General features: G+C 69.0%; 26 protein-coding genes. 10 read left to right on the top strand and 16 right to left on the bottom strand.

The window, feature by feature from the left end; all coding sequences use genetic code 11:
* Nucleotides 1–18 precede the first annotated feature (18 nt).
* Genes ACWEIJ_RS35750 through ACWEIJ_RS35740 form a run of 3 tightly spaced genes read left to right on the top strand, consistent with a single transcriptional unit; the run spans nucleotide 19 to nucleotide 4,414 of the window.
* Complete coding sequence (locus ACWEIJ_RS35750; RefSeq protein WP_449841675.1) at nucleotides 19–1,467, top strand: aldehyde dehydrogenase family protein; 1,449 nt, start codon at nucleotides 19–21, stop codon at nucleotides 1,465–1,467.
* A complete protein-coding gene (locus ACWEIJ_RS35745) occupies nucleotides 1,464–2,936 on the top strand; it encodes a GMC family oxidoreductase (protein WP_449841674.1) in 1,473 nt (490 codons plus the stop codon). Before ACWEIJ_RS35750 ends, ACWEIJ_RS35745 begins: the two co-directional genes overlap by 4 nt.
* Nucleotides 2,936–4,414, top strand: a complete 1,479-nt coding sequence (locus tag ACWEIJ_RS35740) for an APC family permease (protein WP_449841673.1) — start codon at nucleotides 2,936–2,938, stop codon at nucleotides 4,412–4,414. Before ACWEIJ_RS35745 ends, ACWEIJ_RS35740 begins: the two co-directional genes overlap by 1 nt.
* On the opposite strand, the gene ACWEIJ_RS35735 is transcribed toward ACWEIJ_RS35740, so the two are convergent.
* The 9 genes from ACWEIJ_RS35735 to ACWEIJ_RS35695 form a co-directional block, all read right to left on the bottom strand.
* Nucleotides 4,394–5,941, bottom strand: coding sequence for a helix-turn-helix domain-containing protein (locus tag ACWEIJ_RS35735; RefSeq protein ID WP_449841672.1), 1,548 nt, complete (start codon nucleotides 5,939–5,941; stop codon nucleotides 4,394–4,396). The two genes, ACWEIJ_RS35740 and ACWEIJ_RS35735, sit on opposite strands and share 21 nt — an antisense overlap.
* Nucleotides 5,938–7,221: an MFS transporter gene (locus tag ACWEIJ_RS35730; RefSeq protein WP_449841671.1), complete on the bottom strand. Its 1,284-nt coding sequence runs from the start codon at nucleotides 7,219–7,221 to the stop codon at nucleotides 5,938–5,940. Before ACWEIJ_RS35730 ends, ACWEIJ_RS35735 begins: the two co-directional genes overlap by 4 nt.
* Before the next feature lie 10 nt (nucleotides 7,222–7,231).
* Nucleotides 7,232–7,963: a 3-hydroxybutyrate dehydrogenase gene (locus tag ACWEIJ_RS35725; protein ID WP_449841670.1), complete on the bottom strand. Its 732-nt coding sequence runs from the start codon at nucleotides 7,961–7,963 to the stop codon at nucleotides 7,232–7,234.
* A gap of 289 nt (nucleotides 7,964–8,252) precedes the next feature.
* The gene (locus ACWEIJ_RS35720) at nucleotides 8,253–9,272 is read right to left on the bottom strand and encodes an LCP family protein (protein ID WP_449841669.1); all 1,020 of its coding nucleotides are present in this window, start codon (nucleotides 9,270–9,272) and stop codon (nucleotides 8,253–8,255) included.
* Between the two features lie 75 nt (nucleotides 9,273–9,347).
* Nucleotides 9,348–9,734, bottom strand: a complete 387-nt coding sequence (locus tag ACWEIJ_RS35715; RefSeq protein ID WP_449841668.1) for a DUF3037 domain-containing protein — start codon at nucleotides 9,732–9,734, stop codon at nucleotides 9,348–9,350.
* Nucleotides 9,718–10,485: a HipA family kinase gene (locus ACWEIJ_RS35710; protein ID WP_449841667.1), complete on the bottom strand. Its 768-nt coding sequence runs from the start codon at nucleotides 10,483–10,485 to the stop codon at nucleotides 9,718–9,720. The genes ACWEIJ_RS35715 and ACWEIJ_RS35710 overlap by 17 nt, the downstream gene beginning before the upstream one ends.
* A 65-nt stretch (nucleotides 10,486–10,550) precedes the next feature.
* Entirely contained in the window at nucleotides 10,551–11,279 is a 729-nt protein-coding gene (locus ACWEIJ_RS35705; protein WP_449841666.1) for an SGNH/GDSL hydrolase family protein, read from the bottom strand.
* Nucleotides 11,280–11,329: 50 nt separating this feature from the next.
* Entirely contained in the window at nucleotides 11,330–12,409 is a 1,080-nt protein-coding gene (locus ACWEIJ_RS35700) for a lactonase family protein (RefSeq protein WP_449841665.1), read from the bottom strand.
* 121 nt (nucleotides 12,410–12,530) lie between these two features.
* Nucleotides 12,531–13,361, bottom strand: a complete 831-nt coding sequence (locus tag ACWEIJ_RS35695; protein ID WP_449841664.1) for a PPK2 family polyphosphate kinase — start codon at nucleotides 13,359–13,361, stop codon at nucleotides 12,531–12,533.
* A 140-nt stretch (nucleotides 13,362–13,501) separates the two neighbouring features.
* Between ACWEIJ_RS35695 and rocD the strand changes: the two genes are divergently transcribed.
* The 3 genes from rocD (at nucleotide 13,502) to ACWEIJ_RS35680 (ending at nucleotide 16,646) form a co-directional block, all read left to right on the top strand.
* On the top strand, nucleotides 13,502–14,737 hold the full coding sequence (gene rocD, locus ACWEIJ_RS35690) for an ornithine--oxo-acid transaminase (protein WP_449841663.1): 1,236 nt from the start codon (nucleotides 13,502–13,504) through the stop codon (nucleotides 14,735–14,737).
* A 74-nt stretch (nucleotides 14,738–14,811) separates the two neighbouring features.
* Nucleotides 14,812–16,197, top strand: coding sequence for a DUF2252 domain-containing protein (locus ACWEIJ_RS35685; RefSeq protein ID WP_449841662.1), 1,386 nt, complete (start codon nucleotides 14,812–14,814; stop codon nucleotides 16,195–16,197).
* Nucleotides 16,198–16,241: 44 nt separating this feature from the next.
* Nucleotides 16,242–16,646 (top strand): GNAT family N-acetyltransferase, encoded by a 405-nt coding sequence (locus ACWEIJ_RS35680; protein WP_449841661.1) that lies wholly within the window; start codon nucleotides 16,242–16,244, stop codon nucleotides 16,644–16,646.
* Here the strand turns inward: ACWEIJ_RS35680 and ACWEIJ_RS35675 are convergent.
* The 5 genes from ACWEIJ_RS35675 to ACWEIJ_RS35655 all read right to left on the bottom strand — a co-directional run bounded on the left by ACWEIJ_RS35675 (nucleotide 16,630) and on the right by ACWEIJ_RS35655 (nucleotide 19,993).
* Nucleotides 16,630–16,815, bottom strand: a complete 186-nt coding sequence (locus tag ACWEIJ_RS35675) for a DUF397 domain-containing protein (RefSeq protein WP_449841660.1) — start codon at nucleotides 16,813–16,815, stop codon at nucleotides 16,630–16,632. The two genes, ACWEIJ_RS35680 and ACWEIJ_RS35675, sit on opposite strands and share 17 nt — an antisense overlap.
* Nucleotides 16,790–17,635: a helix-turn-helix domain-containing protein gene (locus ACWEIJ_RS35670; RefSeq protein WP_449841659.1), complete on the bottom strand. Its 846-nt coding sequence runs from the start codon at nucleotides 17,633–17,635 to the stop codon at nucleotides 16,790–16,792. The genes ACWEIJ_RS35675 and ACWEIJ_RS35670 overlap by 26 nt, the downstream gene beginning before the upstream one ends.
* Nucleotides 17,636–17,702: 67 nt before the next feature.
* Complete coding sequence (locus ACWEIJ_RS35665; protein WP_449841658.1) at nucleotides 17,703–17,969, bottom strand: hypothetical protein; 267 nt, start codon at nucleotides 17,967–17,969, stop codon at nucleotides 17,703–17,705.
* A gap of 133 nt (nucleotides 17,970–18,102) precedes the next feature.
* On the bottom strand, nucleotides 18,103–19,698 hold the full coding sequence (locus ACWEIJ_RS35660) for an ABC-F family ATP-binding cassette domain-containing protein (RefSeq protein ID WP_449841657.1): 1,596 nt from the start codon (nucleotides 19,696–19,698) through the stop codon (nucleotides 18,103–18,105).
* A 49-nt stretch (nucleotides 19,699–19,747) separates the two neighbouring features.
* Complete coding sequence (locus ACWEIJ_RS35655; protein ID WP_449841656.1) at nucleotides 19,748–19,993, bottom strand: DUF3040 domain-containing protein; 246 nt, start codon at nucleotides 19,991–19,993, stop codon at nucleotides 19,748–19,750.
* A 111-nt stretch (nucleotides 19,994–20,104) separates the two neighbouring features.
* On the opposite strand from ACWEIJ_RS35655, the gene ACWEIJ_RS35650 reads away from it, so the two are divergent.
* On the top strand, nucleotides 20,105–21,256 hold the full coding sequence (locus ACWEIJ_RS35650; RefSeq protein ID WP_449841655.1) for a M48 family metalloprotease: 1,152 nt from the start codon (nucleotides 20,105–20,107) through the stop codon (nucleotides 21,254–21,256).
* Here the strand turns inward: ACWEIJ_RS35650 and zapE are convergent.
* The gene (gene zapE / locus ACWEIJ_RS35645; RefSeq protein WP_449841654.1) at nucleotides 21,245–22,231 is read right to left on the bottom strand and encodes a cell division protein ZapE; all 987 of its coding nucleotides are present in this window, start codon (nucleotides 22,229–22,231) and stop codon (nucleotides 21,245–21,247) included. The genes ACWEIJ_RS35650 and zapE overlap by 12 nt on opposite strands.
* A gap of 66 nt (nucleotides 22,232–22,297) precedes the next feature.
* Between zapE and ACWEIJ_RS35640 the strand changes: the two genes are divergently transcribed.
* Entirely contained in the window at nucleotides 22,298–22,942 is a 645-nt protein-coding gene (locus ACWEIJ_RS35640; protein ID WP_449841653.1) for a dihydrofolate reductase family protein, read from the top strand.
* A gap of 17 nt (nucleotides 22,943–22,959) precedes the next feature.
* On the top strand, nucleotides 22,960–24,024 hold the full coding sequence (locus ACWEIJ_RS35635) for an ATP-dependent DNA ligase (RefSeq protein WP_449841652.1): 1,065 nt from the start codon (nucleotides 22,960–22,962) through the stop codon (nucleotides 24,022–24,024).
* Here the strand turns inward: ACWEIJ_RS35635 and ACWEIJ_RS35630 are convergent.
* Entirely contained in the window at nucleotides 24,021–24,890 is an 870-nt protein-coding gene (locus ACWEIJ_RS35630; RefSeq protein ID WP_449841651.1) for an EamA family transporter, read from the bottom strand. The genes ACWEIJ_RS35635 and ACWEIJ_RS35630 overlap by 4 nt on opposite strands.
* A gap of 178 nt (nucleotides 24,891–25,068) precedes the next feature.
* Between ACWEIJ_RS35630 and ACWEIJ_RS35625 the strand changes: the two genes are divergently transcribed.
* Nucleotides 25,069–26,571, top strand: coding sequence for an alpha/beta hydrolase (locus tag ACWEIJ_RS35625; protein WP_449841650.1), 1,503 nt, complete (start codon nucleotides 25,069–25,071; stop codon nucleotides 26,569–26,571).
* Nucleotides 26,572–26,675 lie beyond the last annotated feature (104 nt).

The following is a 26,675-nucleotide window of genomic DNA, read 5'->3' as shown; positions in this document are numbered from 1 at the left end:
CAGGGAGGCGTGTCGCCGGTGCGGCAGATCATCAACCCCTTCGATCAGAGTGTTCTCACCGAGATCGAGGACCAAACCCGCGAACAGGCGATCTCAGCGATCGCGAAGGCCCGCAACGCCTTCGACCACGGCGACTGGCAGCACGCGAGCCCCGAGCACCGCGCCGCCGTGCTGAACCGGGTCGCGGACCTGCTGGAACGCGACAAGGAGGACATCGCCCGCACCGAGACGCTCGACACCGGCAAGACGCTGGTCGAGAGCCGCATCGACGTGGACGACGTCGTCGCCGTGTTCCGCTACTACGGCGGTCTGGCCGGCCTGCTGCACCCGAAGGTCGTCCAGGGCACCCCGGCGGACGTCATCAGCCGCATCGACTACGAGCCGGTCGGCGTCTGCGGCCTGATCGCGCCCTGGAACTACCCGCTGCTGCAGATCTCCTGGAAGATCGCCCCGGCCCTGCTCGCGGGCAACACGCTGGTGGCCAAGCCGAGCGAGATCACGCCGCTCACCACGATCAAGCTGTTCGAACTGCTCCAGGAAGCCGGATTGCCCGACGGCGTGGCGAACCTCGTGCTCGGCACCGGCCCGGAGGTCGGCGCGCCGCTGAGCGAGCACCCCGACGTGGACCTGGTGTCGTTCACCGGCAGCCTCGCCACCGGCCAGCGGATCATGGCGAGCGCGGCCAAGACGGTGAAGAAGGTCGCGCTCGAACTGGGCGGCAAGAACCCGAACATCGTCTTCGCGGACGCCGATCTCGACACCGCCGTCGACTACGCGCTCACCGCCGCGTTCTTCCACGCCGGCCAGGTCTGCTCGTCCGGCACGAGGCTGATCGTGCACACGGACATCTACGACGACTTCGTGAACGAGGTCGCCCGTCGCGCCGACCTCATCAAGCTGGGCAACGGTTTCGACTCCGACACCGAGTCCGGACCGCTGGTGAGCGCCGAGCACCGCGCCAAGGTCGAGGGTTACGTGGAGATCGCCGCCCAGGAGGGTGCCACCCTCAAGGCGGGCGGCAGGCGGCCGGAGGAACCCGAGCTGCAGAACGGTTTCTTCTTCCGCCCCACGGTCTACGCGGACTGCACGCGCACGATGAAGCTCGTCCAGGACGAGACGTTCGGCCCGATCATCACCGCCGAGCGGTTCGAGACCGAGGACGAGGCCACGTTCCTGGGCAACGACACCGATTACGGCCTCGCGGGCGGGGTGTGGAGCCAGGACCTCGACAAGGCCCAGCGCGTCGCGAAGAAGCTGCGCCACGGCACGGTCTGGATCAACGAGTTCGGTCCCTACCTGCCGCAGGCCGAGTGGGGCGGCTTCAAGCGCTCCGGCGTCGGCCGCGAGCTCGGCACCGCGGGCCTGCACGAGTACACCGAGCCCAAGCACGTCTACCAGAACCTCAAGCCACAAGCCCAAAACTGGTTTGCACGCAGCACTGGTTCCGCGCGAAAGGACGGCAAGTGACCGCATATGACTACGTGATCGTCGGCGGCGGTACGGCGGGCTGTGTGCTCGCGGCAAGACTGACTGAAGACGAGAACGTGACGGTCGCGGTCATCGAGGGCGGCCCGTCCGACGTCGGCGACGAGAAGATCCTCAACCTGCGCAACTGGATCAACCTGCTGGAGACCGAGTACGACTACGACTATCCCACGGTCGAGCAGCCGCGCGGCAACTCGCACATCCGGCACAGCCGCGCGAAGGTGCTCGGCGGGTGTTCCAGCCACAACACGCTGATCAGCTTCAACCCGTTGCCGCAGGACTTCGACGACTGGGGCCACGGCTGGACGCGGGATTCGCTCGGCCCGTACTACGACAAGGTCGCGCTCAACATCATCCCGGTCGAGGAGAAGGACCGGAACCCGATCGCCAAGGACTTCGTGGCCGCGGCGCAGAAGGCCACCGGCGTCCCCGAGGTCGAGGACTTCAACGCCAAGCCGTTCGAGGACGGCGTGGGCTTCTTCTCCATCGCCTACCACCCGGAGAAGAACAACCAGCGCTCCAGCGCCAGCACCGCCTACCTGCACCCGATCCTGGACAGCCGCGAGAACCTCACGCTGCTGCTCAACACCTGGGCGGGCCGCATCGAGTTCGACGGCAAGCGCGCGATCGGCGTGCACACCGACAAGGGCTACGTCGAGGCGAACAAGGAGGTTCTGCTCTGTGCGGGTGCCATCGACACCCCGCGGCTGATGATGCTGAGCGGCATCGGCGACGCCGAGCACCTGAGCAGCATCGGCATCGAGGTCCAGCACGACCTGCCCGGCGTCGGCGAGAACCTGCTCGACCACCCGGAGTCGGTCATCGTCTGGGAGACCACGAAACCGTTGCCGCCCAACTCGGTCATGGACTCCGACGCGGGCCTGTTCATCCGCCGCGACGAGTCCGACCCGCGGCCGGACCTGATGTTCCACTTCTACCAGATCCCGTTCACCACCAACACGGAACGCCTCGGCTACCCGGCGGTGGAGCACGGTGTCTGCATGACGCCGAACATCCCCAGGCCGCACAGCAAGGGCAAGCTGTGGCTGAAGTCCAACGACCCCACCGAGAAGCCCGCGCTGGACTTCGGCTACTTCACCAACCCCGACGGCTACGACGAGCAGACCCTGGTCGACGGCTTCAAGATCGCCCGCAAGATCGCCGAACAGGAACCGCTCAAGTCGTGGCTCAAGCGGGAGATCGCGCCCGGCCCGGACGTCACGAGCGACGAGGCGCTGTCGGAGTACGGGCGCCGGGCCGCCCACACCGTCTACCACCCGGCCGGCACGTGCGCGATCGGGTCCGTTGTGGACGGTGAGCTGAAGGTCATCGGAATCGAGGGCCTCCGGGTCGTCGACGCATCCGTGTTCCCCACCATGCCGACCGTGAACCCGATGGTCACGGTTCTCATGATTGGAGAACGCGCTGCCGACCTGATCAAGGAGGCGTGATGACGGCGACGCTCGACGAGGCGGACAGGCTCAAGGACCTCGGCTACACGTCGGAGTTCAAGCGGGACATGAGTCCCTGGGCGAACTTCTCGCTCGGCTTCACCTACCTCTCCCCCGTGGTCAGCACGTACACGTTGTTCGGCACCGCTCTCGCCCTGGGCGGCCCGCCGATGATCTGGAGCTTCGTCGTCGCGGGCATCGGCCAGTTCCTGGTCGCGCTCGTGTTCGGCGAGCTCGTCGCGCAGTACCCGGTCGCGGGCGGCGTGTACCCGTGGGCACGCCGGCTGTGGGGCAAGCGCTGGGCGTGGATGACCGGCTGGGTCTACATGATCGCCCTGCTGGTCACCATCGCGTCCGTCAGCTATGGCGCAGGTCCTTACCTGGCAACGCTTCTCGGCTACACGGCCACCACGGGCAACACCGTGCTGTGCGCGATCGCGATCGTCGTGGTCTCCACCCTGATCAACTACGCGGGCACGAAGGTGCTGTCGTGGGCCGCGATCTTCGGGTTCGCCGCGGAGATCGTCGGCGCGCTCGTGGTCGGCATCTGGCTGCTCGTCGAGCACCGGATCCACGGTCTGGGCGTGCTGTTCGACAGCTTCGGCGCGGGCGGCTCGGGCAGCTACCTGCCCGCGTTCCTCGCGGCGGGCATCATCGGCCTCTACCAGTACTACGGCTTCGAGGCCTGCGGCGACACCGCGGAAGAGGTCAAGGACCCCGGCCGCGTCATCCCGAAGGCCATGCGCCGCACCATCTACATCGGCGGCGCGGCGGCGACGTTCGCGTGCCTGTCGCTGCTGCTCGCGGTGCCGGACTTCGGCAAGGTCGTCAGCGGCGAGGACGCCGACCCGGTCACGCACATCCTCACGAACGCGTTCGGCCCGATCGGCTACAAGATCGTGATCGCGGTCGTGCTGATCTCGTTCCTGTCCTGCACGATGTCCCTGCAGGCGGCGGCGTCCCGGCTGACCTACTCCTACGCCCGCGACAAGATGCTGTTCGGGCACAGGGCACTCGCGAAGTTCAACCGGAAGCGGCACATCCCGCCGTACGCGCTCGCGCTCGCCGGCGTCGTCCCGATCCTCATCGTGTTCGCGTCGATGCTGTCCACGAACGCGCTGGACAAGATCGTGTCGTTCGCGACGCTCGGCATCTACCTGGGCTTCCAGATGGTCGTGTTCGCGGCGCTGCGGGCTCGCCTCAAGGGCTGGACGCCGTCGGGTGAGTTCACGCTCGGCCGGTGGGGCTTGGTCGTCAACGTCCTGGCGCTCGCGTACGGCGTCGCGGCGATGGTCAACATGGTGTGGCCGCGCACCCCGGACGCGCCCTGGTACGACAACTACGTCGTGATCCTCAGCGGTGCGCTCGTGGTCGGGATCGGCCTGGTGTACATGGCGATCGCCAAGCCGTTCGGCAACTCCGACGCGCCGGCGGGTGACGCGCTGGCAGGTGACGTCCTAGCCCAGCAGCCGAAGTAGGCGCAACGCGAGCTGCACCTCCAGCACCCGGTCCGGCGACTGCCAGTCGCCGAGCAACGACGACACCCGGTCGAGCCGTTGCGTGACCGTGTTGACGTGGAGGTGCAGCTCCGCCTTGGCCCGGCTGAGGTTCGCACCGCAGCGGAAGTAGACCTCCAGCGTGTGCACCAACTCCGTGCCGCGCTCCGAGTCGTAGTCCAGCACGGGCCCCAGCACCGACCGCACGTACCCGGACACGTCCGCGCGGTCACCCAGCAGCACGCCGACGAACCCCAGGTCGTCCAGCGTGGCCGCGTCCTTCTCCCGCCCCAGCTGCCGCAACGCCTTCAGGCACCGCCGCGCCTCCTCGTAGGCCGCCGCGATCGCCACCGGCCCGGCGACCGGTCCGCAGGCCCCGACCGTCGCGTCCAGCGCCTTCGCCACCTCGCGGGCGACGTCCGTGGAGGCCGAGGGCAACGCCAGCACGACGTCCCGCCCGCGCGACCCGGCGAGTCCTCGGTGGACCGATGCGTAGTGCGTGGCCCCGGACAGGTTTCCGTCGGCCACCAGCACCACGTGCGGCTCGGTCAGCTCGACGCCGATCCGCCGCGCCCGCGCCAGCAGTCCGGTGGGATCGCGCCCGTCCAGGATGTCGGTGATCAGCTCGCCGCGGACCTTGTTCTCCGCCTCGGCCACGGTTCTGCGCAGCAGCAACAACAACGCCGTCACCGCCGCCGACCGTTCGAACAGCCGCCGGTCCGCGTCCGACAGGTCAGGGCGCCCGGACAACGCGAGACCGCCCAGCAGCTCCGAGCCCGCCAGCACCGCGCACAGCCACACGTCGTCGAGCAGCACAGCCCGGCCGTTGGCCCGCACGGCCAACGACGGCACCGACTCCAGCACCTCGACCGGCCCGCCGAGCAGCTCGCCGACGGCGGCCGCGACCTCGGCCGACGACCCGCCGCGCAGCACCAGGTCGGTGAGGCGGTCGTGCGCCTCCTCGGCGCGTTTCATGGCCTCGTTGTGCGACTGGATCGTGGCGAACAAGGAGGCCGTGTCGATCGCGATGGCCGCGTGGTCGGCCAACGACTGCAGCAACGCCACTTCTTCGGCGGGGAACTCGCGCGAGGTCCGGTCGGCCGCGTACAGCACGCCGATGACCTTCGAGTCGAGTTTCAGCGGCACGCCCAGGATCGCCACCAGGCCCTCGTCCCGCACCGCGGAGTCGATCGGCCGGGTGTGGTTGAACCGGGCGTCGGCGAAGTAGTCGGAGGTCGCGTACGGGCGCGCGGTCTGCGCCACCAGCCCGCCCAGCCCCTCGCCGAGCCCCAGCCGCACCTTCTGGAACAGCGGCGAGAACGACCCGTCCGTCACCCGCATGTAGGTGCCGGCCGGGTCGTTCATCGACAGGTACGACACGTCGGTGCCGAGCAGCGTCCGCGCCCGCCGCACGATCGAGCGGAGCACCGCGTCCGGGTCGCGCATGCCCGCGAGCTCGGACGCGGTCTCGAACAACGCCGCCAGTTCGGCTTCACGTCGCCGTGTCACACCCCAACCCTGTCACGTTCCTCCAGATCCGCACCACGGGTCTCCCGCGCCAGGGCGATCGCCGCCACCGTGATCACGCACGTGATCACCACGTACACCGCGATGGGCACCGACGACTTGTACGCCTTCAGCAACGCCGTCGCGATCAGCGGGGCCAGCGCACCGGCCGCGATCGACGCCAGCTGGTAGCCGACCGACGCACCCGAGTAGCGCACCCGCGTGCCGAACAGCTCCGAGAAGAACGCCGCCTGCGGCCCGTACATCGCGCCGTGCAGCACGAGCCCGACCGTGGTGGCCACCGTGATCAGCAGCGGGCTCTTCGTGTCGAGCAACGCGAAGAACGCGAAGATCCACAGGGCCATGCCGACCGCGCCGACCAGGTAGATCGACCGCCGCCCGAACCGGTCCGACAGGTGCCCCCACACCGGGATCGTCACCAGGTGCACGGCCGAGGCGATCAGCACCGCGTTGAGCCCCACCGACTTCGACAGCCCGAGCCCGGTCACCACGTAGACCAGGATGAACGCGGTGATCACGTAGTACGACACGTTCTCCGCGAACCGCGCGCCCATCGCGATGAGCACCTCGCGCCAGTTGTGCTTCAGCAGCTCCAACGCCGGCGCCTTCTCCAGCTTCGGCGCCTTCTCCTGCGCTGCGAGGAAGACCGGCGACTCCGAGACCGAGAGCCGGATCCACAGCCCGATCACGACCAGCACACCCGAGAGCAGGAACGGGATCCGCCAGCCCCACGCGAGGAAGTCCGCGTCCGACTGCACCGCCGCCAGCACCGCGAGCACGGCAGTGGCGAGCAGGTTCCCGCACGGCACACCCGCCTGCGGCCACGACGCCCAGAACCCGCGCCGCGCCGGATCACCGTGCTCGGACACGATCAGCACGGCCCCGCCCCACTCACCGCCCAGCGCGAAGCCCTGGATCAGCCGCAGCAACGTGAGCAACACCGGTGCCAGCACGCCCACCGACGCGTACGTCGGCAGCACGCCCATCAGCATCGTCGCGCCACCCATCAGCAGCAACGACAGCACCAGCAACTTCTTGCGCCCCAAGCGATCGCCGAAGTGGCCGAACACCAGTCCGCCCAATGGCCGTGCGAGGAACCCGATCGCGTACGTCGTGAAAGCCAGCAGAGTCCCGGTCAGCGGGTCCGCGGTCGGGAAGAACAGCTTGTTGAACACCAGTGCCGCAGCCGACCCGTAGAGGAAGAAGTCGTACCACTCGACCGTTGTCCCGATGAGCGACGCGCCTACCACTTTCCTGATCATCGACAACTCCTCATTGAGCGGTCCAGCCGCCGTCGACGGCCAACGACGTGCCTGTGACAAAACTGTTCTCGCACAACCACAACACGGCATCCGCGACCTCGGAAGGCTCGATCAGCCGTTTGACGGCACTGCGCTGCAGGAAGATCTGCTCGGAGACCTCGGACTCGGAGATGCCGTGCACCCGCGCCTGGTCCGCGATCTGCTTCTCCACCAAAGGAGTCCGCACGTACCCAGGCGCCACGCAGTTCGACGTCACGCCGTGCGGAGCGCCCTCCAGGGCGGCGACCTTGGAGAACCCCTCAAGGCCGTGCTTCGCCGCCACGTAGGCGGACTTGAACGCGGACGCGCGCAGCCCGTGCACGCTGGAGATGTGGACCAGCCGGCCCCAGCCGCGCGAGTACATGTGCGGCAACACGTGCCGGGTCAGCCGGAACGCGGCTCCGAGCATCAGTTCGAGCATCGAGGAGAACCGCGCGACCGGGAACTCGTGGATCGGTGCGACGTGCTGGACACCCGCGTTGTTGACCAGCACGTCGACCTCGGCGGGCAGCGCGTCCACCGGCGAGGTCAGGTCGAGAACGTGCCCGACCCCGCCGATCTCGGAGGCGATGTCCCGCACGCCCTCGTCGAGGTCGACCAGATGAACCTTCGCGCCCGCGGCCGCCAGCGCGCGGGCGCAGGCCAGGCCGATGCCGCTCGCGGCTCCGGTGACCAGCGCGGTGTGACCCGTGACACTCGACATGACCGGAAACGGTAGGCGTCACCGCACGTGATCAATATGTGCTCAACCCACATAATGCCTGGTCACGAGATGGATTTAGCCAACATTTAGCGTCGCGATGGCATAGGACGAGAGAACAACGGGTACAGAGGCGTAAGCTCCCGTCACCTGAACGGGGGAAGATCCAGAAACAGGGGGCTAGACCATGTCAGCGACGCCGATTTACGACGACCTCCTGCGCGAGCTCGAAGAGATCGCACAGGAGGCCGGGTTGACGGGCTCGGAGCCCACCTCGGAGCCCGCCGAGTAGTTACTTCGGGGGAGCGATCAGCTCGGCCGGCACCGGCTGGTCCTTGCTGATCAGGTCGAAGAGCTGCGAGGCCTTCTCCTTGTTCCACTGCACGACCGACTGGCCGCCGATCGTCGGAGTGCCACTGATCGGCACGGTGCCGGAGGTCGCGTCGCTGATGTTCAGCGCGACGCTCGCCAGGTTCCACACGTGGTCGCCCTCGTTGACCGACACCGACCCGGACGCCGCGTTCATCAGCGGCAGCAGGCGGAACGGGTTCGCGAGCGTGGCAGGGCTCTTCACCTTCTCGAACAACGCCGACAGGAACTTCCGCTGGTTCTGCACGCGCTGCAGGTCGGAGGTCGCGAACGTGTAGCGGGTCCGGACGAACCCGAGCGCCTTCGGGCCGTCGAGCTCCTGACAGCCCGCGGGCAGGTCGATGCCGGCCATCGGATCCTTGATCGCCTGGTCGAGGCAGATGTCGACGCCTCCCACCGCGTCGACGATGTTCGAGAACCCGCCGAAGCCGATCTCCATGTAGTGGTCGATCCGCACGCCGGTCGCGCCCTCGACGGTCCTGACGAGCAGCTGCGGCCCGCCGAACGAGAAGGAAGCGTTGATCTTGTTGCGTCCGTTGCCCTCGATCGCCACGTAGGAGTCGCGCGGGATCGACAGCAGCACCGGCTTGGCCGCGCTGTTGTCCGGCAGGTGCAGCATCATGATGCTGTCGGTGCGGCTGCCTGCCGCGTCACCGGTGGCGAGCTTGTCCTTCTGCTCCTGTGTCAGCCCGTCGCGAGAGTCGGAACCGACGAGCAGCCACGTGGTGCCCGGCGTGTCGGCGGGACGTCCCTCGTAGTCCGGCAGCGCGTCGATCCGCTTCAACGTCGAGTCGACGTAGAAGCCGAATCCGACGACGGCCAGCAGCAAGACCAGCAGCAGCACCAGAATGACGCGTCCGGGACGCACCTTCTTCTTCATCGGCCGCTGCGGCGGCATGGGACGCCGCGGCTGCTGGTAGCCGTGGTGATACCCAGCGCTCATGTGTCGCCAACCCCGATCGCGTCAGTTTCGCTTTGCACCTAGGGACGCGAGGCGCCCCTTCAGGTTGCGACGAACCTACCGGGGCGGCAGCACCAGCGCTTCGAAAAGCCGCGTGACCTCGGCCGACGGGTCGTCGGTGAACCCGGTGTGCGCGGGCGAGGTCTGCACGATCGTGCTGCGCGGCGCGGTCAGCCAGCGGAACCGCTGCCCGATCGTGGTCCTGCTCACCGGGCCGGCGTCGGGCGTGCCGTCGCACGAGTTCGTGAGGTGCTTCAGCGACGTCTCCAGCATCTCGACGTCCAGCCGCGGGTCCAGCGCCCGCAGCCGATCACCGTCCACATAGGTCTTCGCACACAGGAAGTCCAGGTCGCGGCAGTAGACGATGACGCCGACGTTCATGAACTCGCCGCGCTCCTGCCGCGGCACCGCCCGCAGCAGCGCGTACTCAAACACGTGCGGCACGCGCGGCCTCCAGTGAGTCGACCCAGCCGCGGTGGGCGAGGCGGTAGGTGAAGTAGTCCTTGTAACGCTGCCGCAGTTCTACCGGATCCCCCTCCAGCCACTCGTCCGGGACCAGGGCGAGCACCTCGTCGAGCAGCTCGGGCGTGATCTTCGCGGCCAGCTCGGCGTCCACTTCGGACAGCGCGCCCGCGTTCGGCAGCATCGCGTGGTCGGACGCGTCGTACTTGAACTCTTTGGTGGCGGGCCGATCCTCGCTCCACGAGTAGTGGAAGTACAGCGCGGCGCCGTGGTCGATCAGCCACACGTCCCGGTGCCACAGCAGCATGTTCGGGTTGCGCCAGCTGCGGTCCACGTTGAGCACCAACGCGTCCAGCCACAGCAGCTTCGTCGCGAGCTCGACGCCGGGGTCGCGCACGACCGGGTTGAAGTCGAACGAGCCGGGCAGGTAGTCGAGGCCGAGGTTGAGGCCGCCGCTGGCGCGCAGCAGCTCCTGGACCTCCTGGTCCGGTTCCGCACGCGCCAGCTCGGGGTCGAGGTGCACCAGCACGATCTCGGGTATGCGAAAGCCCAGCCGGCGGGCCAGCTCGCCGACGACGATCTCGGCGACCAGCACCTTCACGCCCTGTCCGGCGCCGCGGAACTTCACCACGTACATGCCCAGGTCGTCGGCCTCGACCAGCCCCGGCATGGAACCGCCCTCGCGGAACGGCGTCACGTACCGGGTGGCCGTGACCTCCCTCAACGAATTCACTGCCACATTCACTGGCGCATGATCACACGAACGCCCGCGCGAGGCCGAGCAGATTTCCGCCCCGCTCACCAAGCGGCTGTCAACGCCTCGAAGTAGGCCGCCTGACCTGCCTTGTTCGGGTGGTAGGAGTCCTCGGTCGGGTTGACCAGCGCGTTGATCCAGGGCAGGTCCGCGCAGACACCGTGGTCCGCAAACGCCTCCCTCACGTCGACATAGCGCGCACCAGCCCGTGCGGCGGCCGCCGAGATCACGTCGGACACCTCGTCGGCCGCGTCGTCGAGCGCCTCCCGCTTGCGCTTGGACAGCGTCCGGCAGCCGTCATCCGGCGTGAACAGCCGCGGATAACCGAGGACGACCAGCTGAGCCGCGGGTGCGGCGTCCTTGATCGCGGCGTAGGTGGCGTCGAGCCGCGCGGGCAGCTGGTCGCGGGCGAAGGCCCTGGCCTTGCCGACCCGGTTCTCGCACGCCTTGTCGCCCTTGAGCGTGCACGTCGTCATCACGTCGACGAACCCGAGGTCGTTGCCGCCGACGGTGACCGTGACCAGCGTCGTGGCCGGGGTCAGCGCCTTGAGCTGCGGCTTGAGCGACTTCGTGGTCGCGCCGCTGCACGCCACGAACTTGAACGACGGGAAGTCCTTGCCCCGCAACGCCGGATAGGCGTTGGCGCTGCGCCGGCACGAGCCGTCCATATAGGAACCGGCGCCCGCACCGGCCGCGTAGGAGTCGCCGAGTGCGACGTACTCCGGCGCGATCGGCGCGGGCACCATCAGAGCTGCTGCCAGTACTCCAGCCATAAGACCCATAGGGCACGGAGTACCACTGTGGACGGTCGATCAGAAGTGCGTTAACCCAGACGTGTGGGCAGCACGCAGACCGGGATCGCGGTCTGCAGCGGCGTCCCGGACGGCGTCAGCGCGCCGGTCGCCCGGTCCACCGCGAACGACGTCACGTTGTTCGAGTTCTGGTTGGCCGCGAACAGCAACGCCCCCGACGGGTCCAGCGTGATGTGCCGCGGGTACTTGCCGCCGACCGGCGTGTGCCCGACCAACGCCAGTTCAGCCCCGTTGACCGTGAAGTGCGCGACGCTGTCGTGCCCGCGGTTGGACAGGTAGACGTGCCTGCCGTCCGCCGACACCAGCACCTCGGCCGGGTAGTTGCGCACTCCCGCGGCGGGCGCGGTCTTGAGCACCTGCCCCGGGGTGAGCTTCCCGTCGGCGTATCCGCAGGCCACGATCGTCGAGTCCAGCTCGTTCGCCACGTAGGCCGTGTGGCCGTTGGGGTGGAACGCGATGTGCCGCGGCCCGGCGCCCGGCTTGAACTTCGCCGTCGAGACGAGCTTGAGCTGACCGCCGGCGAACGAGTAGGTGAACACCGCGTCGGCGCCGAGGTCGACCGCGAGCGCGCACCGGCCCGCCGGGTCGAACACGACGTGGTGCGCGTGCGGGCCCTCCTGGCGCTCCGGGTCCGGTCCGGAACCCTTGTGCTGCACCTTCTGCGTGCGCGCACCGAGGCTCCCGTCCGCCTTCACCGGGAAGACGCTCAGCGACCCCGACGAGTAGTCCGCGGTGATCAGGAACTTCCCGGACGGGTCGAGCGTGAGGTGGCACGGGTCGGCGCCGCCGGTCGGCTGCTTGTTCAGCACCTTGAGCGACCGCGCGTCGATCGCGGTGACCTCGCCCTTGGTGTTCTCGTTGACCGCGTACAGGAACCGGCCGTCGCGCGACTCGATCACGAACGACGGGTTGACCACGCCCGCGATCACGCCGGTGCTCTTCAGCTGGCCGCCCGCCGGGTCGTAGGTGCCGATGCCGATGCCCTTGGCGCCACCGCTCCACGTCGTGTACGCGCCGAAGAAGACTCTCTTCGTGGCAGGTGCCGCCTCCGCGGTTCCTCCGGTCATCAGCAGTCCAGCTCCCACACCCATGGCTCCGAGAAAACGTCGCCGGTCCACACCCACGTCCGCACCTCCGGGATACTCAACGGCGGCGCAGCCCACAGTGGCCTAGACCGTTACAGTCAGGCAATAGGCGCAATGAAGATTGCATCTAGCGCAATGGGTCGTTCGAGATCAACCGGGCCTTCTCGGCCTCGATGTCGTAGGCGGGCGGCGGGAACTTCGGGTCCATGTCGCGCATGGTCTCCAGCAGCAACCGGCTGACCGCCCAGTTGCGGTACCACTTGCGGTCGGACGGGATCGCGTACCAGGGCGTGTCCTGGCAGTTCTGCAACGCCTGCGTGTACGCGTCCTGGTACTTGGACCACTTCGACCGCACGTCGATGTCCGCCGGGTTGTACTTCCAGTGCTTGCGCGGGTCGTCCAAACGGGCGAGCAGGCGTTCCTTCTGCACCTCCGGTGAGATGTGCAGGAAGCACTTGATCACCGTGGTGCCGCCGTCCGCGAGCTCCTGCTCGAACGCGTTGATCTCCTTGTAGCGCGCCTTGATCTCCGCGGCGCTGAGCAGACGCTCGACCTTGGGCACGAGGACGTCCTCGTAGTGGGAGCGGTCGAACGCGCCGATGCGCCCCTTCTCCGGCAAGACCTTCCTGATGCGCCACAGGAAGTGCTGGCGCCGTTCGGCGGGAGTCGGTTTCTTGAACGACGCGATGCGCACGGCCTGCGGGTTCACCAGGCCGACGACGTGGCTGACCACACCACCCTTGCCCGAGGTGTCCATGCCCTGCAGCACGAGCAGCACCGCGCGGGAGTCCTCCGCGTACAGCGCCTCCTGCAGGTCGTCGAGCTCGGCCCCGGTGGCGGCGAGGTCCTCGGCCGCCTCCTTCTTGTTCTTGGGACCGATCGGACGACCGGCCGGGTCGAGGGTGGAGAGATCCACCTCATCGAGTCGCAGGGCTGCACGAACCGACTTCTTCGCCATGAGCGGAGCGTATCGATGAACCGTTGAGTACGCCTGTTGCGCAATGTTCAGCCACTGTTCGGTGAATCTACGCAACGAACTGAGGTCAGGCGCAACGCTTGGCGGCTGAAATCGCTTGTCCAGGCCCCTAGCCTTGGAGGATGACCGCCATCGCTGAGCACCAGACCACCACCAGCGCTGACCACGTAGCCCTTGACGAAGAATGGAGCACCCACAACTACCACCCGCTGCCGGTGGTCATCTCGCACGGCGAGGGAGCGTGGGTCACCGACGTCGAAGGCCGCCGCTACCTGGACTTCCTGTCCGGCTACTCGTCGCTCAACTTCGGCCACCGCCACCCCGCCCTGGTGGCCGCCGCCGTCGAGCAGCTCGGCCGCGTCACGCTGACCAGCCGCGCGTTCCACCACGACCAGTTCGGCCTGTTCTGCCGTGAGCTCGCTTCCCTGACCGGCACCGAGATGGTGCTCGCGATGAACTCCGGCGCCGAGGCCGTCGAGTCCGCGATCAAGGTCGCCCGCAAGTGGGCCTACCAGGTCAAGGGCGTGCCGGAGGGCACGGCCGAGATCATCGTGGCCGGGTCGAACTTCCACGGCCGCACCACGACCATCGTGTCGTTCTCGACCGACGAGACCGCACGCAACGACTTCGGCCCGTTCACGCCCGGCTTCAAGGTCGTCAAGTACGGCAACCTCGACGAGGTCGAGTCCGCGATCACGCCCCGCACCGCGGCCGTGCTGATCGAACCGATCCAGGGCGAGGCCGGCGTCGTCGTGCCGCCCGCCGGCTACCTGGCCGGGATCCGCCGCCTGTGCGACGAGCACAACGTGCTGATGATCGCCGACGAGATCCAGTCCGGCCTCGGCCGCACCGGCGAGCTGTTCGCGCTGGACCACGAGGGCATCCGCGCCGACCTCTACACGCTCGGCAAGGCGCTCGGCGGCGGCATCCTGCCGGTGTCCGCGGTGGTCGGCTCCCGCGCCGTGCTGGGCGTGCTGAAGCCCGGTGAGCACGGGTCGACGTTCGGCGGCAACCCGCTGGCGTGCGCCGTCGGCCGTGCGGTCGTGCGGCTGCTGGAGACCGGTGAGTTCCAGGAGCGCTCGCGCGAGATGGGCGCGTACCTGCACGCCGAGCTGGGCAAGCTGGTCGGCCACGGCATCGCCGAGGTGCGCGGCCGCGGCCTGTGGGCCGGTGTCGAGATCGCGCCGGGCGGCCCCGTCGGCCGGGCCGCGTCCGAGGCGCTGGCCGCGCGCGGGGTGCTGTGCAAGGAGACGCAGGCGACCACGTTGCGCGTCGCTCCCCCGCTGGTGATCACCCGCGACGAGATCGACCTGGGCGTGCGGGCGATTGCCGAGGTCGTTCGTCCCGATTTGGGGTGATTTTGGTCCGTTCCTGAGTCACAAATGCGGCGGACGGGCCATGTGGCTCGTCCGCCGCGGGCATGATTACCCGTATGGGTGAGAGAGTGCGCACTGAGGCCGCTGCCGCGCTGGGCAAGTGGGTCGAGCCGGAAGAGGTCTACGCGGCCGGCCGGGCACTGCGGTCCACTGTGGACTTCAAGGCGCACCGCGCCGTCTCGCTGGCGCCCTCGCGGCCGTCCGTGCTGGAGTTCATGAACGCCAGCAACTCCGGTCGGCTGGAGCACCTGATCCCGCTGCGGGTGGGCCGGATGCTCGCCAACCCGTTCGCGTTCTTCCGCGGCGCCGCCGGACTGCAGGCGGGCGATCTCGCCGCCGGGTGCGCGACCGGCCTGCACGCTCAGCTGTGCGGTGACGCGCACGCGGCGAACTTCGGCCTGTACGGCACGCCCGAGGGTCAGATCGTCATGGACATCAACGACTTCGACGAGACCCTGCCCGGCCCGTGGGAGTGGGACCTCAAGCGGCTGGTGACGTCCCTGGTGCTCGCCGGCCGGGTCGGTGGCGTGTCGGACAAGGGCTGCCGCGAGGCAGCCGAGGACGCCGTCAAGGCCTACCGCGCCGTCATCAAGCAGCTCGCCGGGATGCCGTTCCTGGACTCGTGGACGGCGCTCGGTGACGAGTCGACGCTGTCGAAGGTGAAGGCCGACGACCTGGTCAACGACTTCTCCAAGGCCGCGGAGAAGTCGCGCAAGAACACCAGCGCCCGCTTCGCCGCGAAGTGGACCGCGCACGACGGCGAGCGGTGGCGGTTCATCACGAACCCGCCGACCTTCACCGACGTCTCGCCGGAGACCGAGGACGCCGTGATCGCCGCGCTGCCGTCCTACGTGGACACCCTGCGCGAGTCGCGGCGGATCCTGATCATGCGCTACGGCGTGTCGGACGTGGCGTTCCGCGTCGTCGGCACCGGCAGCGTCGGCCTGCGCAACTACCTGATCCTGTTGCACGGCAACGGCACCGAGGCGCTGGTGCTGCAGGCCAAGGAAGCCCGGCCGTCGGCGCTGCAGCCGTTCCTGGACGTCGAACCGGCCAAGCACGAGGGCAAGCGCATCGTGCACGGCGCCCGGCTCGTGCAGGCGGAGTCCGACATCCTGCTGGGCTGGACGACGATCGAGGGCCGCCCGTTCATCGTGCGGCAGTTCCGCAACCGCAAGGGCGAGATCGACGCGACGACGCTGAAGCGCGACGACCTCGACGACTACGGCCGCCTCGCGGGCGCCCTGCTGGCCCGCGCGCACACCAGGTCGCTCGATCCGCGACTGCTCGCCGGGTACTTCCAGAACGGCGGCGGCGACGATCTCGACGAGGCCTTCACCAAGTACGCGTTCGACTACGCCGACCAGACCGAGGCCGACCACGCCGAACTGGTGAAGCTCGTCAAGGACGGCAGGCTGCCCGCCCTCGTCGAGGACCGCTGACGCGCCTTCCGGCCCGCGCCGGGAAGTTCACTTAGCCTGGCGGTATGAAGATCCGCCGCGCCGCCTCCCCCGACGACGTGTTCGCCGCCGGGCACCTGTTCGACGCACCTCCGCTGCCGGAGGCGACCGCGCGGTTCCTCGCCCAGGACCACAGCCATCTGCTGATCGCCTACGTGGACGACCGGCCGGCCGGTTTCGTGTCCGGTGTGGAGACCACCCACCCGGACAAGGGCACCGAGATGTTCCTCTACGAGCTCGGCGTGGACGACGCCTTCCTGCGGCGCGGCATCGGCACCGCGCTGGTGGAGGCGTTGAAAGCCCTTGCCGCGGAACGGGGTTGCTACGCCATGTGGACCGGCACCGCCGCCGGTGACGTGGCCGCCCAGGCCACCTACCGCAAGGCAGGTGGCTCGATCGACGACGGCGCGTTCGTCAGCTGGGAGCTTTGACCTGTTCGACGAGCGCCTGCCAGGCCTGAGTGGAGAACGTGAGAACAGCGCCACCCGCGTTCTTGGAGTCCCGCACCAGAGCGTCCTGGGCGAGCGAGACCTCGACGCAGTCGCTGTCACCGGTGCCACCGCTGTACGTGCTCTTACGCCAGGTCCTGTGCTGAGCCATGAGGATCCTTTCGGAGTCCGCTGACGTACTCCGCCAGCTTCCTCCGAGATTGTTCCTCATCCAAGGCGAGGTCATCCAACCGCTCGAACAGCCTCTGTGCCTTCTTGACGGCGGCATCGTCTTGAGCGAAGACCTTGGCCAGGTCGGTCTCCGCGTAGGCCACCGGCGGCGCCTTCTTGAACTCGAACAGCGTCGCCTTCGACCATAGAGCGGCAGTCATGAACTTCGCGGGCACGATGCGCAGGAAGTGCGTCTTGTAGAGCATGCGCATGTACTGCTCCTTCATGAGCTGGTCATCGCCCAGTCGGATCTGAAGGGCCAGCTCGTGCACGTAGAACGTGCACTTCGGCGGGTACGGCCGACGCATGACCGCTTGCCGTTCGGTGCGCAGGTCGACGAACGTCTCGATGTTCTTGAGTTCCTCGAAGCCGGTCACGACGAGCAGTTCGCGTGCGTACCTCCGCGTCTGCAAGAGGCCAGGCGCCGTCAGAGCGTCGTAGGTGATGATCTTCGAGGCCATCGACTCGGTCATGGCGAGGGTGCGCAGGTTGTCCGGCACCTGCACGAAGTAGAGATCGAAGGCGTACCGGTAACGGCGGCGGAAGTCGTCGAAGTAGTCGAGGTCCTTGCCGCACACCGTCAGCAGCTGCACGAGGTCGATCTCGCTGGCGCGCGCCCGGCCGTGCTCGATGTTGGACACCTTGCTTGGATCCCATCCAAGCTGTACGGCGAGCGCGCGGCCCGTCAGTCCGGTGCAGGTCTCCCGCAACCGGCGCAGCTCGTCACCCAGGTCCCTGCTGTAGGCGGTGGAGATGGTCATGCCTTCGACGCTAGGGCTTGAAGTCACTCCCAGGACCGCGCTCGTTCGGGTGAAAACGCTGCGGCCGTCAGTTGCTGTCGCAGCGCCAGTACTGGTACCAGTTGCCGTTGTTGCTGACCAGCCAGGCAGGCGTCACCCCGCGAGCCCGGAACCCGTACTTCGAGAAGCACTCCCGGTCAGCGGCAGGTCGCGTCTCGTTCTGGGCGGCTGCGTCCGAAGGCCGCGCGGTGCCGTGGTAGCTGGTCTGGATCGGGTAGATGGACCAGTCGGCCTGCGCCGGCACCGTCCCGAGAACGGCCCCGGCTCCCAGCGCAAGGGCGAGCGCCCCTCCCATCGTCCGTACGGTCCTGCCGGATTTCTTGTGCACAACTACCTCCGATGAGCACGCCACGAGTGTGTGTGGTCAACATCGTGCGTGCACTCAGCTTCCAGCAAGGCCAGCGCCGGGCTTTCCGATTTTTTCGGAGCTACGTCCAGACCGGTTCGTCCACTTCGGACACGAGGCCGTCGGCGCGGAAGTGCAGGAACCGGTCGAACGACTTGGCGAACCACCTGTCGTGCGTCACCGCGACGACCGTGCCCTCGAAGTCGTTCAACGCGTTCTGCAACGCCTCCGCCGACGCCAGGTCGAGGTTGTCCGTGGGTTCGTCGAGCAGCAGCAACGTGGCGCCGGACAGCTCCAGCAGCAGGATCTGGAACCGCGCCTGCTGACCGCCGGACAGGTTCTCGAAGCGCTGGTCACCGGACTTGTCCAGCCCGTAGCGCTTCAACACCGACATGGCGGCGCCGCGGTCGCGTCCGGACCGTTGGTCGTCCCCGTGCCAAAGGATGTCCACGAGCGTGCGGCCGACCCATTCGGGGTGCTCGTGCGTCTGCGCGAACAGGCCCGGCACGACCCGTGCGCCGAGCTTCCAGGCGCCGGTCGTGCGAACCGAGTCGCCGCCGAGCAGTCGCAGGAAATGGCTCTTGCCGGAGCCGTTCGACCCCAGCACGGCGACCCGGTCACCGAAGAAGATCTCCAGCGAGAACGGCTTCATCAGGCCGGTCAGCTCCAGTTCGGAGCACGTGATCGCGCGAACGCCCGTGCGGCCGCCTTTGAGCCGTGGGTTGACGGTCTCGTCCTGAGGGATCTCCGGTGGTGGTCCGGCTTCCTCGAACCGTTCCAGGCGCCCACACATGACGCGGTACTTGGGTGCCATCGACTCGTAGTACTTCGCCTGCTGCTGCAGCGTGCGCACGAGCTCTTTGAGCCGCTCGTGCTCCTCGTTCCAGCGGCGGTGATCTTCTTTGAGCTTCTCGATGCGCTTGTGGCGGGCGGCGTGCCAGGTCGCGAACGAACCGGGATGCGTCCACGCGGAGTGCGCTTCGACGGTGACGACGTGGGTGGCGGCGTTGGCGAGCAGTTCGCGGTCGTGGCTGACGACCAGCACGGCCTTGTCGGTGGCCTTCAGGCGGTCTTCCAGCCAGCGCTTGCCGGGGACGTCGAGGTAGTTGTCGGGCTCGTCGAGCAGCAGGACCTGCTCGTGGCCGCGCAGCAACGTTTCCAGGACCAGGCGTTTCTGTTCGCCGCCGGACAGGGTGCGCACCGAACGGAACCGTGCGCGGTCATAGGGCAGACCCAGCGCGGCGACGGTGACGGTGTCCCAGAGGACCTCGATGTCGTAGCCGCCGGCCTCGCCGTAGCTGGTCAACGCGTTCGCGTAGCGCATCTGGGCGGCTTCGTCGTCGGTGTCCATCAACGCGAGCTCGGCGTCATCGAGCTCTTGGGCGGCGGCGCGCAACGCCGGGGGCGCCACGGAGAGCAGCAGGTCGCGGACCAGCGACTCGTCGCGGACCGAGCCGATGAACTGCGGCATCACCGCGAGGCCGCCCTGCACGTGCACACTGCCCTGCTTCGGGGTCAGCTCGCCGGACAGGATGCGCTGCAGGGTCGTCTTGCCGACGCCGTTCGCCCCGACCAGCGCGACGACCCAACCGCCGCTCACCTTGAACGAGACGTCGTGGAACAGCTCCCTGCCGTCCGGCAGGACGTACGCGAGCCCGTTCGCTTCCAGATAACCCACGCCGGAGATGGTCTGCGCCGGCGGGTGGTGAACGCCAGCGAGTTTCCGGCTACCGGAGGCGGATCGGGTATCTGCGCAGCACCAGCGCGCCTGCCGTGACCAGCAGGCACTCGAACGCCGGGCCGAGTGCGCCGATCACCGTCAGCAGCACGGTGAGGCCGCCGAAGACGAGCAGCAGGGAGTAGAACAGCCACGGCCGGACCGGTCGGCTCATGGTCCGGGCGAGTCTCGGTTCCTCGGCGAGCAACCGCCTCTCGATCTCCTCGAGCGAGCGGCGTTCGGCTTCACTCAGCATGGGTGCCTCCGGAAGACGTCGGGACGTCATCATTCCCGCTCGTCATCCAGTGGATACTCGAACGCCGCCGTAGTCAAACTCGGCTGAGCCGGTTCAGTCATACTGCCGCGCATGTCTGGGGGATTTTCGAAGAAGCTCGCGCTGAGACTCGACGCACAGCAGTACGCCGCCTACGAGGGCACTCCGCCCACGCGCCCGCACTGGACCGCGGCCCGTGTCGCGCTGGTCGCGTTCTCCGCGGTGCTGGTCACCATGGTGGCCGGGCTCGCTGTGCTGGGCGGGTGGCTGGTGCTTCGCGACTTCCCGTCGTTCTCGATCTTGGCCGGGCTGCCGGTGCTGATGGTCGCCTGGGTGCTGCGGCCGCGGCTGTGGAGCGCGGGAGAGGTGTGGCACGAGCTGCGCCGCGACGACGCACCGGCGTTGTTCACCCTGCTCGACCGGGTGGCGGCCGCGGCGGGCACGCGCGTGCCGGACCGGGTGGCGCTGGACGCCGGCTTCAACGCGGCGGCGGGCACGCACGGATGGCGCCGGCGCCGGACGTTGATGATCGGTCTGCCGTTGTTCGGGGTGCTGACGCCGCAGCAGCGGGTGGCGGTGCTCGGACACGAGTTCGGGCACTTCGTGAACGGCGACCCGGCACGCGGCCTGCTGACCCAGCCCGCGCTGCGGACGCCGTCGATCCTGGCCGACCTGGTGCGGCCGTCCGAGTCGTTCGTCAGCGACAACCTGTGGGGTCAGCTCGCCGAGCGGGCGCTGTGGCCGTTCCAGCTGCTGTTGCAACGGCTGTTCGTGCTGATCGGCACCGGGGTCGTGGCCGTGGCGGCGCGGGACCACCAGCGGGCGGAGTACTGCGCCGACGCCCTCTCCGTCCGGCTGGCCGGCACGGCGGCCACCGAGGCGTTGATGCTCGACTTCGCGACAGCCGAGCAGCTGATGGGCACGATCGCGGCCGCCGAGCGCGGCACGCAGGCGAACCCCGAGACGGCTCGCCGCAACCACCCCGGTGCGGCACGGTGGCGCGCGGCGGCGGACGCGTGGCGGGCGACGATGAACGTGGCCGAGGTGCTGGAGAAGTCCGTCACCGAGGACGCCTCGCTGTGGCGCGACCACCCGCCGTCGGGGCTGCGGGCGCGGATCGTGAAGTCCTGGCCGCACACCGACCCGTCGGTGGTGCTCACCGAGGCAGACTCGGCGAAGATCGACGCCGAGCTGCACCGCTTCTACGCGCGCGCCGGTCGTGACATGGCCTGGTCAGCGGCTTAGCGCGACCAACCGGGAGACCGCGCGGAGGTACTTCTTGCGGTAGCCGCCGCGCAGCATCTCGTCGGTGAACAGCTCCGACAGCGGCTGCCCCGACACCGCGACCGGGATGTCGCGGTCGTAGAGCCGGTCGCCGAACGCCACGAGCCGCAGCCCGACGTTCTGGTCCGGCGCCGCCTTGACGTCCTTGAGGTGCACGGCGCTGACGCCGTCGAGGAGCCGGCCGTACTTCGACGGGTGGATGCGGGCGAGCGCCTTGCAGAGGTCGTCGAAGTCGTCGATGGTCGAGCCGCCGGTCGCGGCGGCCTTGGTCTCCAGCTCGTCGGACGACATCGGCGGCGGGGCGTCGGGCAGGCCGCGGTGGCGGTAGTCGGGGCCGTCGACGCGCACGACGTCGAACTTCGAGGACATCGACTGGATCTCGCGCAGGAAGTCGGCGGCGGCGAACCGGCCCTCGCCGAGCTTGTCCGGCAGCGTGTTGGAGGTGGCGGCGACGAAGACGCCGGCCGCGGTCAGCTCCTTGATCAGGCGCGTGACCAGCATGGTGTCGCCGGGGTCGTCGAGCTCGAACTCGTCGATGGCGAGGAGCTTGTGACCGCTCAGGCGTTTGACGGCCTCGGGGAACGTGAGCACGCCGACGAGGTTGGTCAGCTCGACGAACGTGCCGTACGCCTTGGGGCCGGGGACGGCGTGCCACAGCGACGCCAGCAGGTGGGTCTTGCCGACGCCGAACCCGCCGTCGAGGTACAGGCCGAGCTTGCCCTCGTCCTCCTTGGCGCCGAACAGCGACCACTTCTTGCGCTTCAGGCTCACCCGCGCGGCGAACAGGCGGCAGGCCTCGACCGCGGCGGCCTGGCTGGGCTCGTCCGGGTTGGGCAGGTAGCTGTCGAAGCTGACGGTGTCGAACCTCGGCGGCGGCACCAGGCCCTCGATCAGTTCGTCAGCCCCGATCTGGGGATCCCGGTCGGACAAGCGCATGCCCGCAGCCTATCGGCGTGATGGGATGTGTTCGTGCAGATGTTGTGGCCCTCACCGGGCGTTGAGATGACCGACACAGCCCTCGAGTCGCTCTACGCGTACCCCGAGGGGCGGACCTGGGTGACGGCGAACTTCGTGTCCAGCGTGGACGGTGCGGTGTCGGTCGACGGACGTTCCGCCGGGCTGGGTTCGCCCGCCGACAAGCAGATCTTCTCGCTCGGCCGCCGGCTCGCCGACGTCGTGCTGGTCGGTGCCGGGACCGTGCTGATCGAGGGCTACCGCCCGTCGAAGCGGATGCCGATCGCCGTGGTCACCGCACGCGGAACGCTCACGCCGGACCTGCCGCTGTTCACGAACGACTCGGTGCGGCCGATCGTGATCACCTGCGCGGCCGCCCAGTTGCCCGGCCTGCCGGCGGACGTGATCGTGGCCGGTGAGTCCGAGGTGGATCTGAAGCTGGCGGTCGCGGAGCTCGCCGCCCGCGGCCTGCACAAGATCAACCTGGAGGGCGGGCCGCGACTGTTCGGATCGATGATCGCCGACGGACTGGTGGACGCGGTGAACCTGACGATGTCGCCGCTGCTGGCGGTGGGCGACTCCACGCGGATCGCGCACGGCTCGGTGATCCCGCCCGTGGATCTGGCACTCGCCTCCGTGCTCAAAGCCGACGACGTGCTGTTGCTGCGGTATCAGCGGCAGAATTCCAGCTGAAGGGGCAGGATGTCCGCGTGGACCTACCGCTGACGCCACCCCTGCAGCCCATGCTCGCCACCGCGGTCGACGGCATCCCGGATGCCGCGGACCTGGTGTTCGAGCCGAAGTGGGACGGTTTCCGCTGCGTGGTGTTCCGCTCCGGCGACGAGGTCCTCCTGCAGTCGCGCAGCGGCAAGCCGCTCAACCGCTACTTCCCCGAGGTCGTCGCCTCGATGCTGGAGGTGCTCCCGGAACGCGCGGTCGTCGACGGCGAGCTCGTGGTCGCCAAGAACGACGAGCTCGACTTCGACGCGCTGTCCGAGCGCATCCACCCGGCGGCCTCGCGCGTCGCGTTGCTGGCGGAGTCGACGCCGGCCACGTTCGTCGCGTTCGACCTGCTGGCGCTGGGTTCCGAGGTGCTGCTGGAGGAGCCCACGATCGCGCGGCGCGAGGCGTTGCTGAAGCTCCCCGGCCTCAACATCACGCCCGCGACGACCTCGGTCGAGACGGCACGCCAGTGGTTCACGCTCTTCGAGGGCGCGGGCCTGGACGGCGTGATGGGCAAGCCGGCCGACGGCCCGTACACGCCGGGCAAGCGCTCGATGATCAAGGTGAAGCACGCCCGCACCGCCGACGTCGTGCTGGCGGGCCTGCGCTGGCACAAGGACACCGAGCCCGGCACCGCGGTCGGTTCGCTGCTGCTCGGCGTCTACGACGACAACGACCTGCTGCACCACATCGGCGTCTGCGGCTCGTTCAAGGCCGCCGAACGCCGTGACCTGGCCGCCGAACTGGCGCCGCTGATCACCGAGTCCGACGACCACCCGTGGGCGAACCCCCAGCCGGGCCAGCGCATTCCGGGCGAGATCAACCGGTGGCGCGGCAAGCAGGCCGAGTACGTGGCGCTGCGGCCGGAGCGCGTGCTGGAGATCCACTACACCCAGACCGAGGGCGACCAGCCCGTGCGGTTGCGGCACAACGGCCAGTTCGCGCGGTGGCGGCCGGACCGCGAACCGCTGTCGTGCCGCTACGACCAGCTGGAGATCCCGGCCCGCTACGACGTGGCGTCGGTGCTGAAGGGTGAGCTCAAGGCCCGTTAGGCCTCCGGCCGGGCTGACCGCGTCGAGCCCACCGACGCGATCACGACGCAGCACACCGCGATCCACTGCGCGGGCTTGAGCTGCTCCCCCAGCAGCACCAGACCGGCCAGCGCGGCCACCGCCGGTTCCATCGACATCAGGATGCCGAACACGCGCGGTGGCATGCGCCGCAACGCTTCCAGCTCCAGCGAGTACGGGATCACCGACGACATCAGCGCCACCGCGAGCCCCGCGGCCAGCACGACCGGGTCGAGCATCGCGGCACCGGCCGAGGTGATGCCGAACGGCAGCGCGACCGCCGAGCCCACGACCATCGCGAGCGCGAGGCCCTTGCCGTCGCTGGACTTGCTGCCGAGCTTGGCCGCCAACAGGATGTACGCCGCCCAGCACGCGCCCGCGGCCAGCGCGAACAGCACGCCCGGCAGCGCGAGCCCGCCCTCCACGCGGGTCAGCAGCACCACGCCGGTGCCCGCGAGCAGCACCCACAGACCGTCGAGCCAGCGCCGCGAGCCCGCGACGGCCACGGCCAGCGGGCCGAGGAACTCGATGGTCACCGCCGCGCCGAGCGGGATGCGTTCGAGCGCGAAGTAGAAGCAGAGGTTCATCGCGCCGAGCACGACGCCGTAGCTCAGGACGACGACCAGCATGCGGCGGTCCAGGCGCAGCGACGGACGCCAGATCGCGACCAGCACGACCGCGGCGACGACCAGCCGCAGCGTCACCGTGCCCGCCGCACCCGCGACCGCGAACAGCTGCTTCGCGAAGGCCGCGCCGACCTGCACGCTCACGATGCCCAGCAGCACCAGCGCCGTCGGCGGGATGCCGCCCGTCAACCGGGCGACGGGGAGCCGATCAGCGTGAGCCATGAGTCCCATCCTCACCCACGGCCGCGCGGCGAAGCACCCGAGTAAGAGGGCCCGGTGAGGCAACACACACGCACCTCACTCACGGCGGTCATACCTGGTCCGTGCGAGGCTCAGCTGATCCGGAGTGTGAACGAGAGTGAGGACATCTGTGCGTCGCGCTGCCTTGGCCCTACTGGCAGTGAGCGTGCTGACGGCGTGCAGCGCGGGGCCTTCGACCCGGCCGGTGATCGCGGTCAAGGGCGAGGAGAACCAGCCCGTCGACCAGAGCACGCTCGCGGGGCCGCAGCCCGTGCCACCGCTCGCCGACTACAAGCCGGACTCGCTGGGCTGGTCGCCGTGCAACGAACGGATGAAGGACCGCCTCGGCGCCGACGCTCCCCAGGGCGACCAGAAGTACGAGTGCGCGCGCATGACGGTCGTGCTCGACCCGCCAGGACGTCCTGGACGCGGCACGCTTGGCATCGCGTTGATGCGGGTCGGGACGGGCAAGAACGCGCTGGTCGTGGTCAACGACCCGGCAGGCGAGCCCGGCACCCTGAAGGCCGCGCGGCTCGCCGCGTCGTTGCCGAAGGACGTCCTGAGCACGTACACGATCATCGGCATGGACCGGCGCGGCACGGGCGGTTCGGACGGCATGTCCTGCGTGCCGCCGGCAACGCGCGCGCAGCTCGTCGAGTACGACCCCGCCGAGACCGAGCAGTCGAACCTCGTCGTCGCCGCCGGTGAGGCCTCGCAGGAGTGCGTGCTCGACCTCGAAGGCAGGCTGACCGCGTTCGACTCGTGGCGTGCGGCCGCCGACCTCGAACGCCTCCGCGACTACCTCGGCACCGAGCGCCTCAACGCCATCGGTCTCGGCGAGGGCTCGCGCGTTCTCACGACCTACGCCCAGCGCTACCCGAACCACATCGGCCGCATGGTGCTCGACGGCGCCCCGGACCCGACGCTCGACCAGGTCGGGGTCCTGGAGTCGCGGGCGGTGGCGGCCGAGGCGACGCTCGACGCGTTCGCCCAGGACTGCAAGACCCGCGGCTGCGCGCTCGCGAACCCGCGCGCCGATGTCCAGGCGCTGCTCAACCAGCTGCGGTCCGGGCGGCTGCGCGGCGAGTACATCGACCTCACGCCCGGCTCGGCGCTGAACGCGATCGTGTCGGGCCTCGCCGACCGGTCGCGGTGGCCGCAGCTCGCCGACGCCGTCGTCAAGGCCCGCGCGGGCGACGGCAGCGGCCTGTTCGCGTTGCTCGAACCGATCGTCAACGACCTCAACGAGAACCCGCCCCGCTTCGACGCGGGCCTGGTGATCGGCTGCAACGACACCGCGACCCGCATCCCGCCGGACCGGGTGAAGGCGCTGACCGCGGACTGGCAGAGCAAGCACCCGATGTTCGGTGCCCTGTTCGCCCGCCAGCTGCTGCACTGCAACCCGTTCCCGCCGCCCAAGAGCGAGAAGGTCGACCCGCTGAAGAGCGCGCCGCCGATCGTCGTGCTCAGCACGGCCAACGACGTCTCGACGCCCGCGCCCGGCACCGAGCACGCGGCGCAGCGGCTGCCGGGGTCGGCGCTGATCGGCTGGCAGGGCAGCGGGCAGGGTGCGTTGACGCGGTCCGGGTGCGCCACGACGGCGGTGCGCGACTACCTGATCGACGCGAAGGTGCCGTCGAACGGCACCGTCTGCCCGCCCTGAGCTGGCTCGGGGAGCGTCCCGCGCGACCACAACGCGGAACGCTCCCCGGCCGAATCTTGTGTCAGCAGCTCGAACAGCAGCCGCAGCCGGGCCCCGTGCACCCG

Source organism: Lentzea sp. NPDC004789 (genome assembly GCF_053601075.1).
This window is presented reverse-complemented; position numbering and strand designations above follow the sequence as displayed.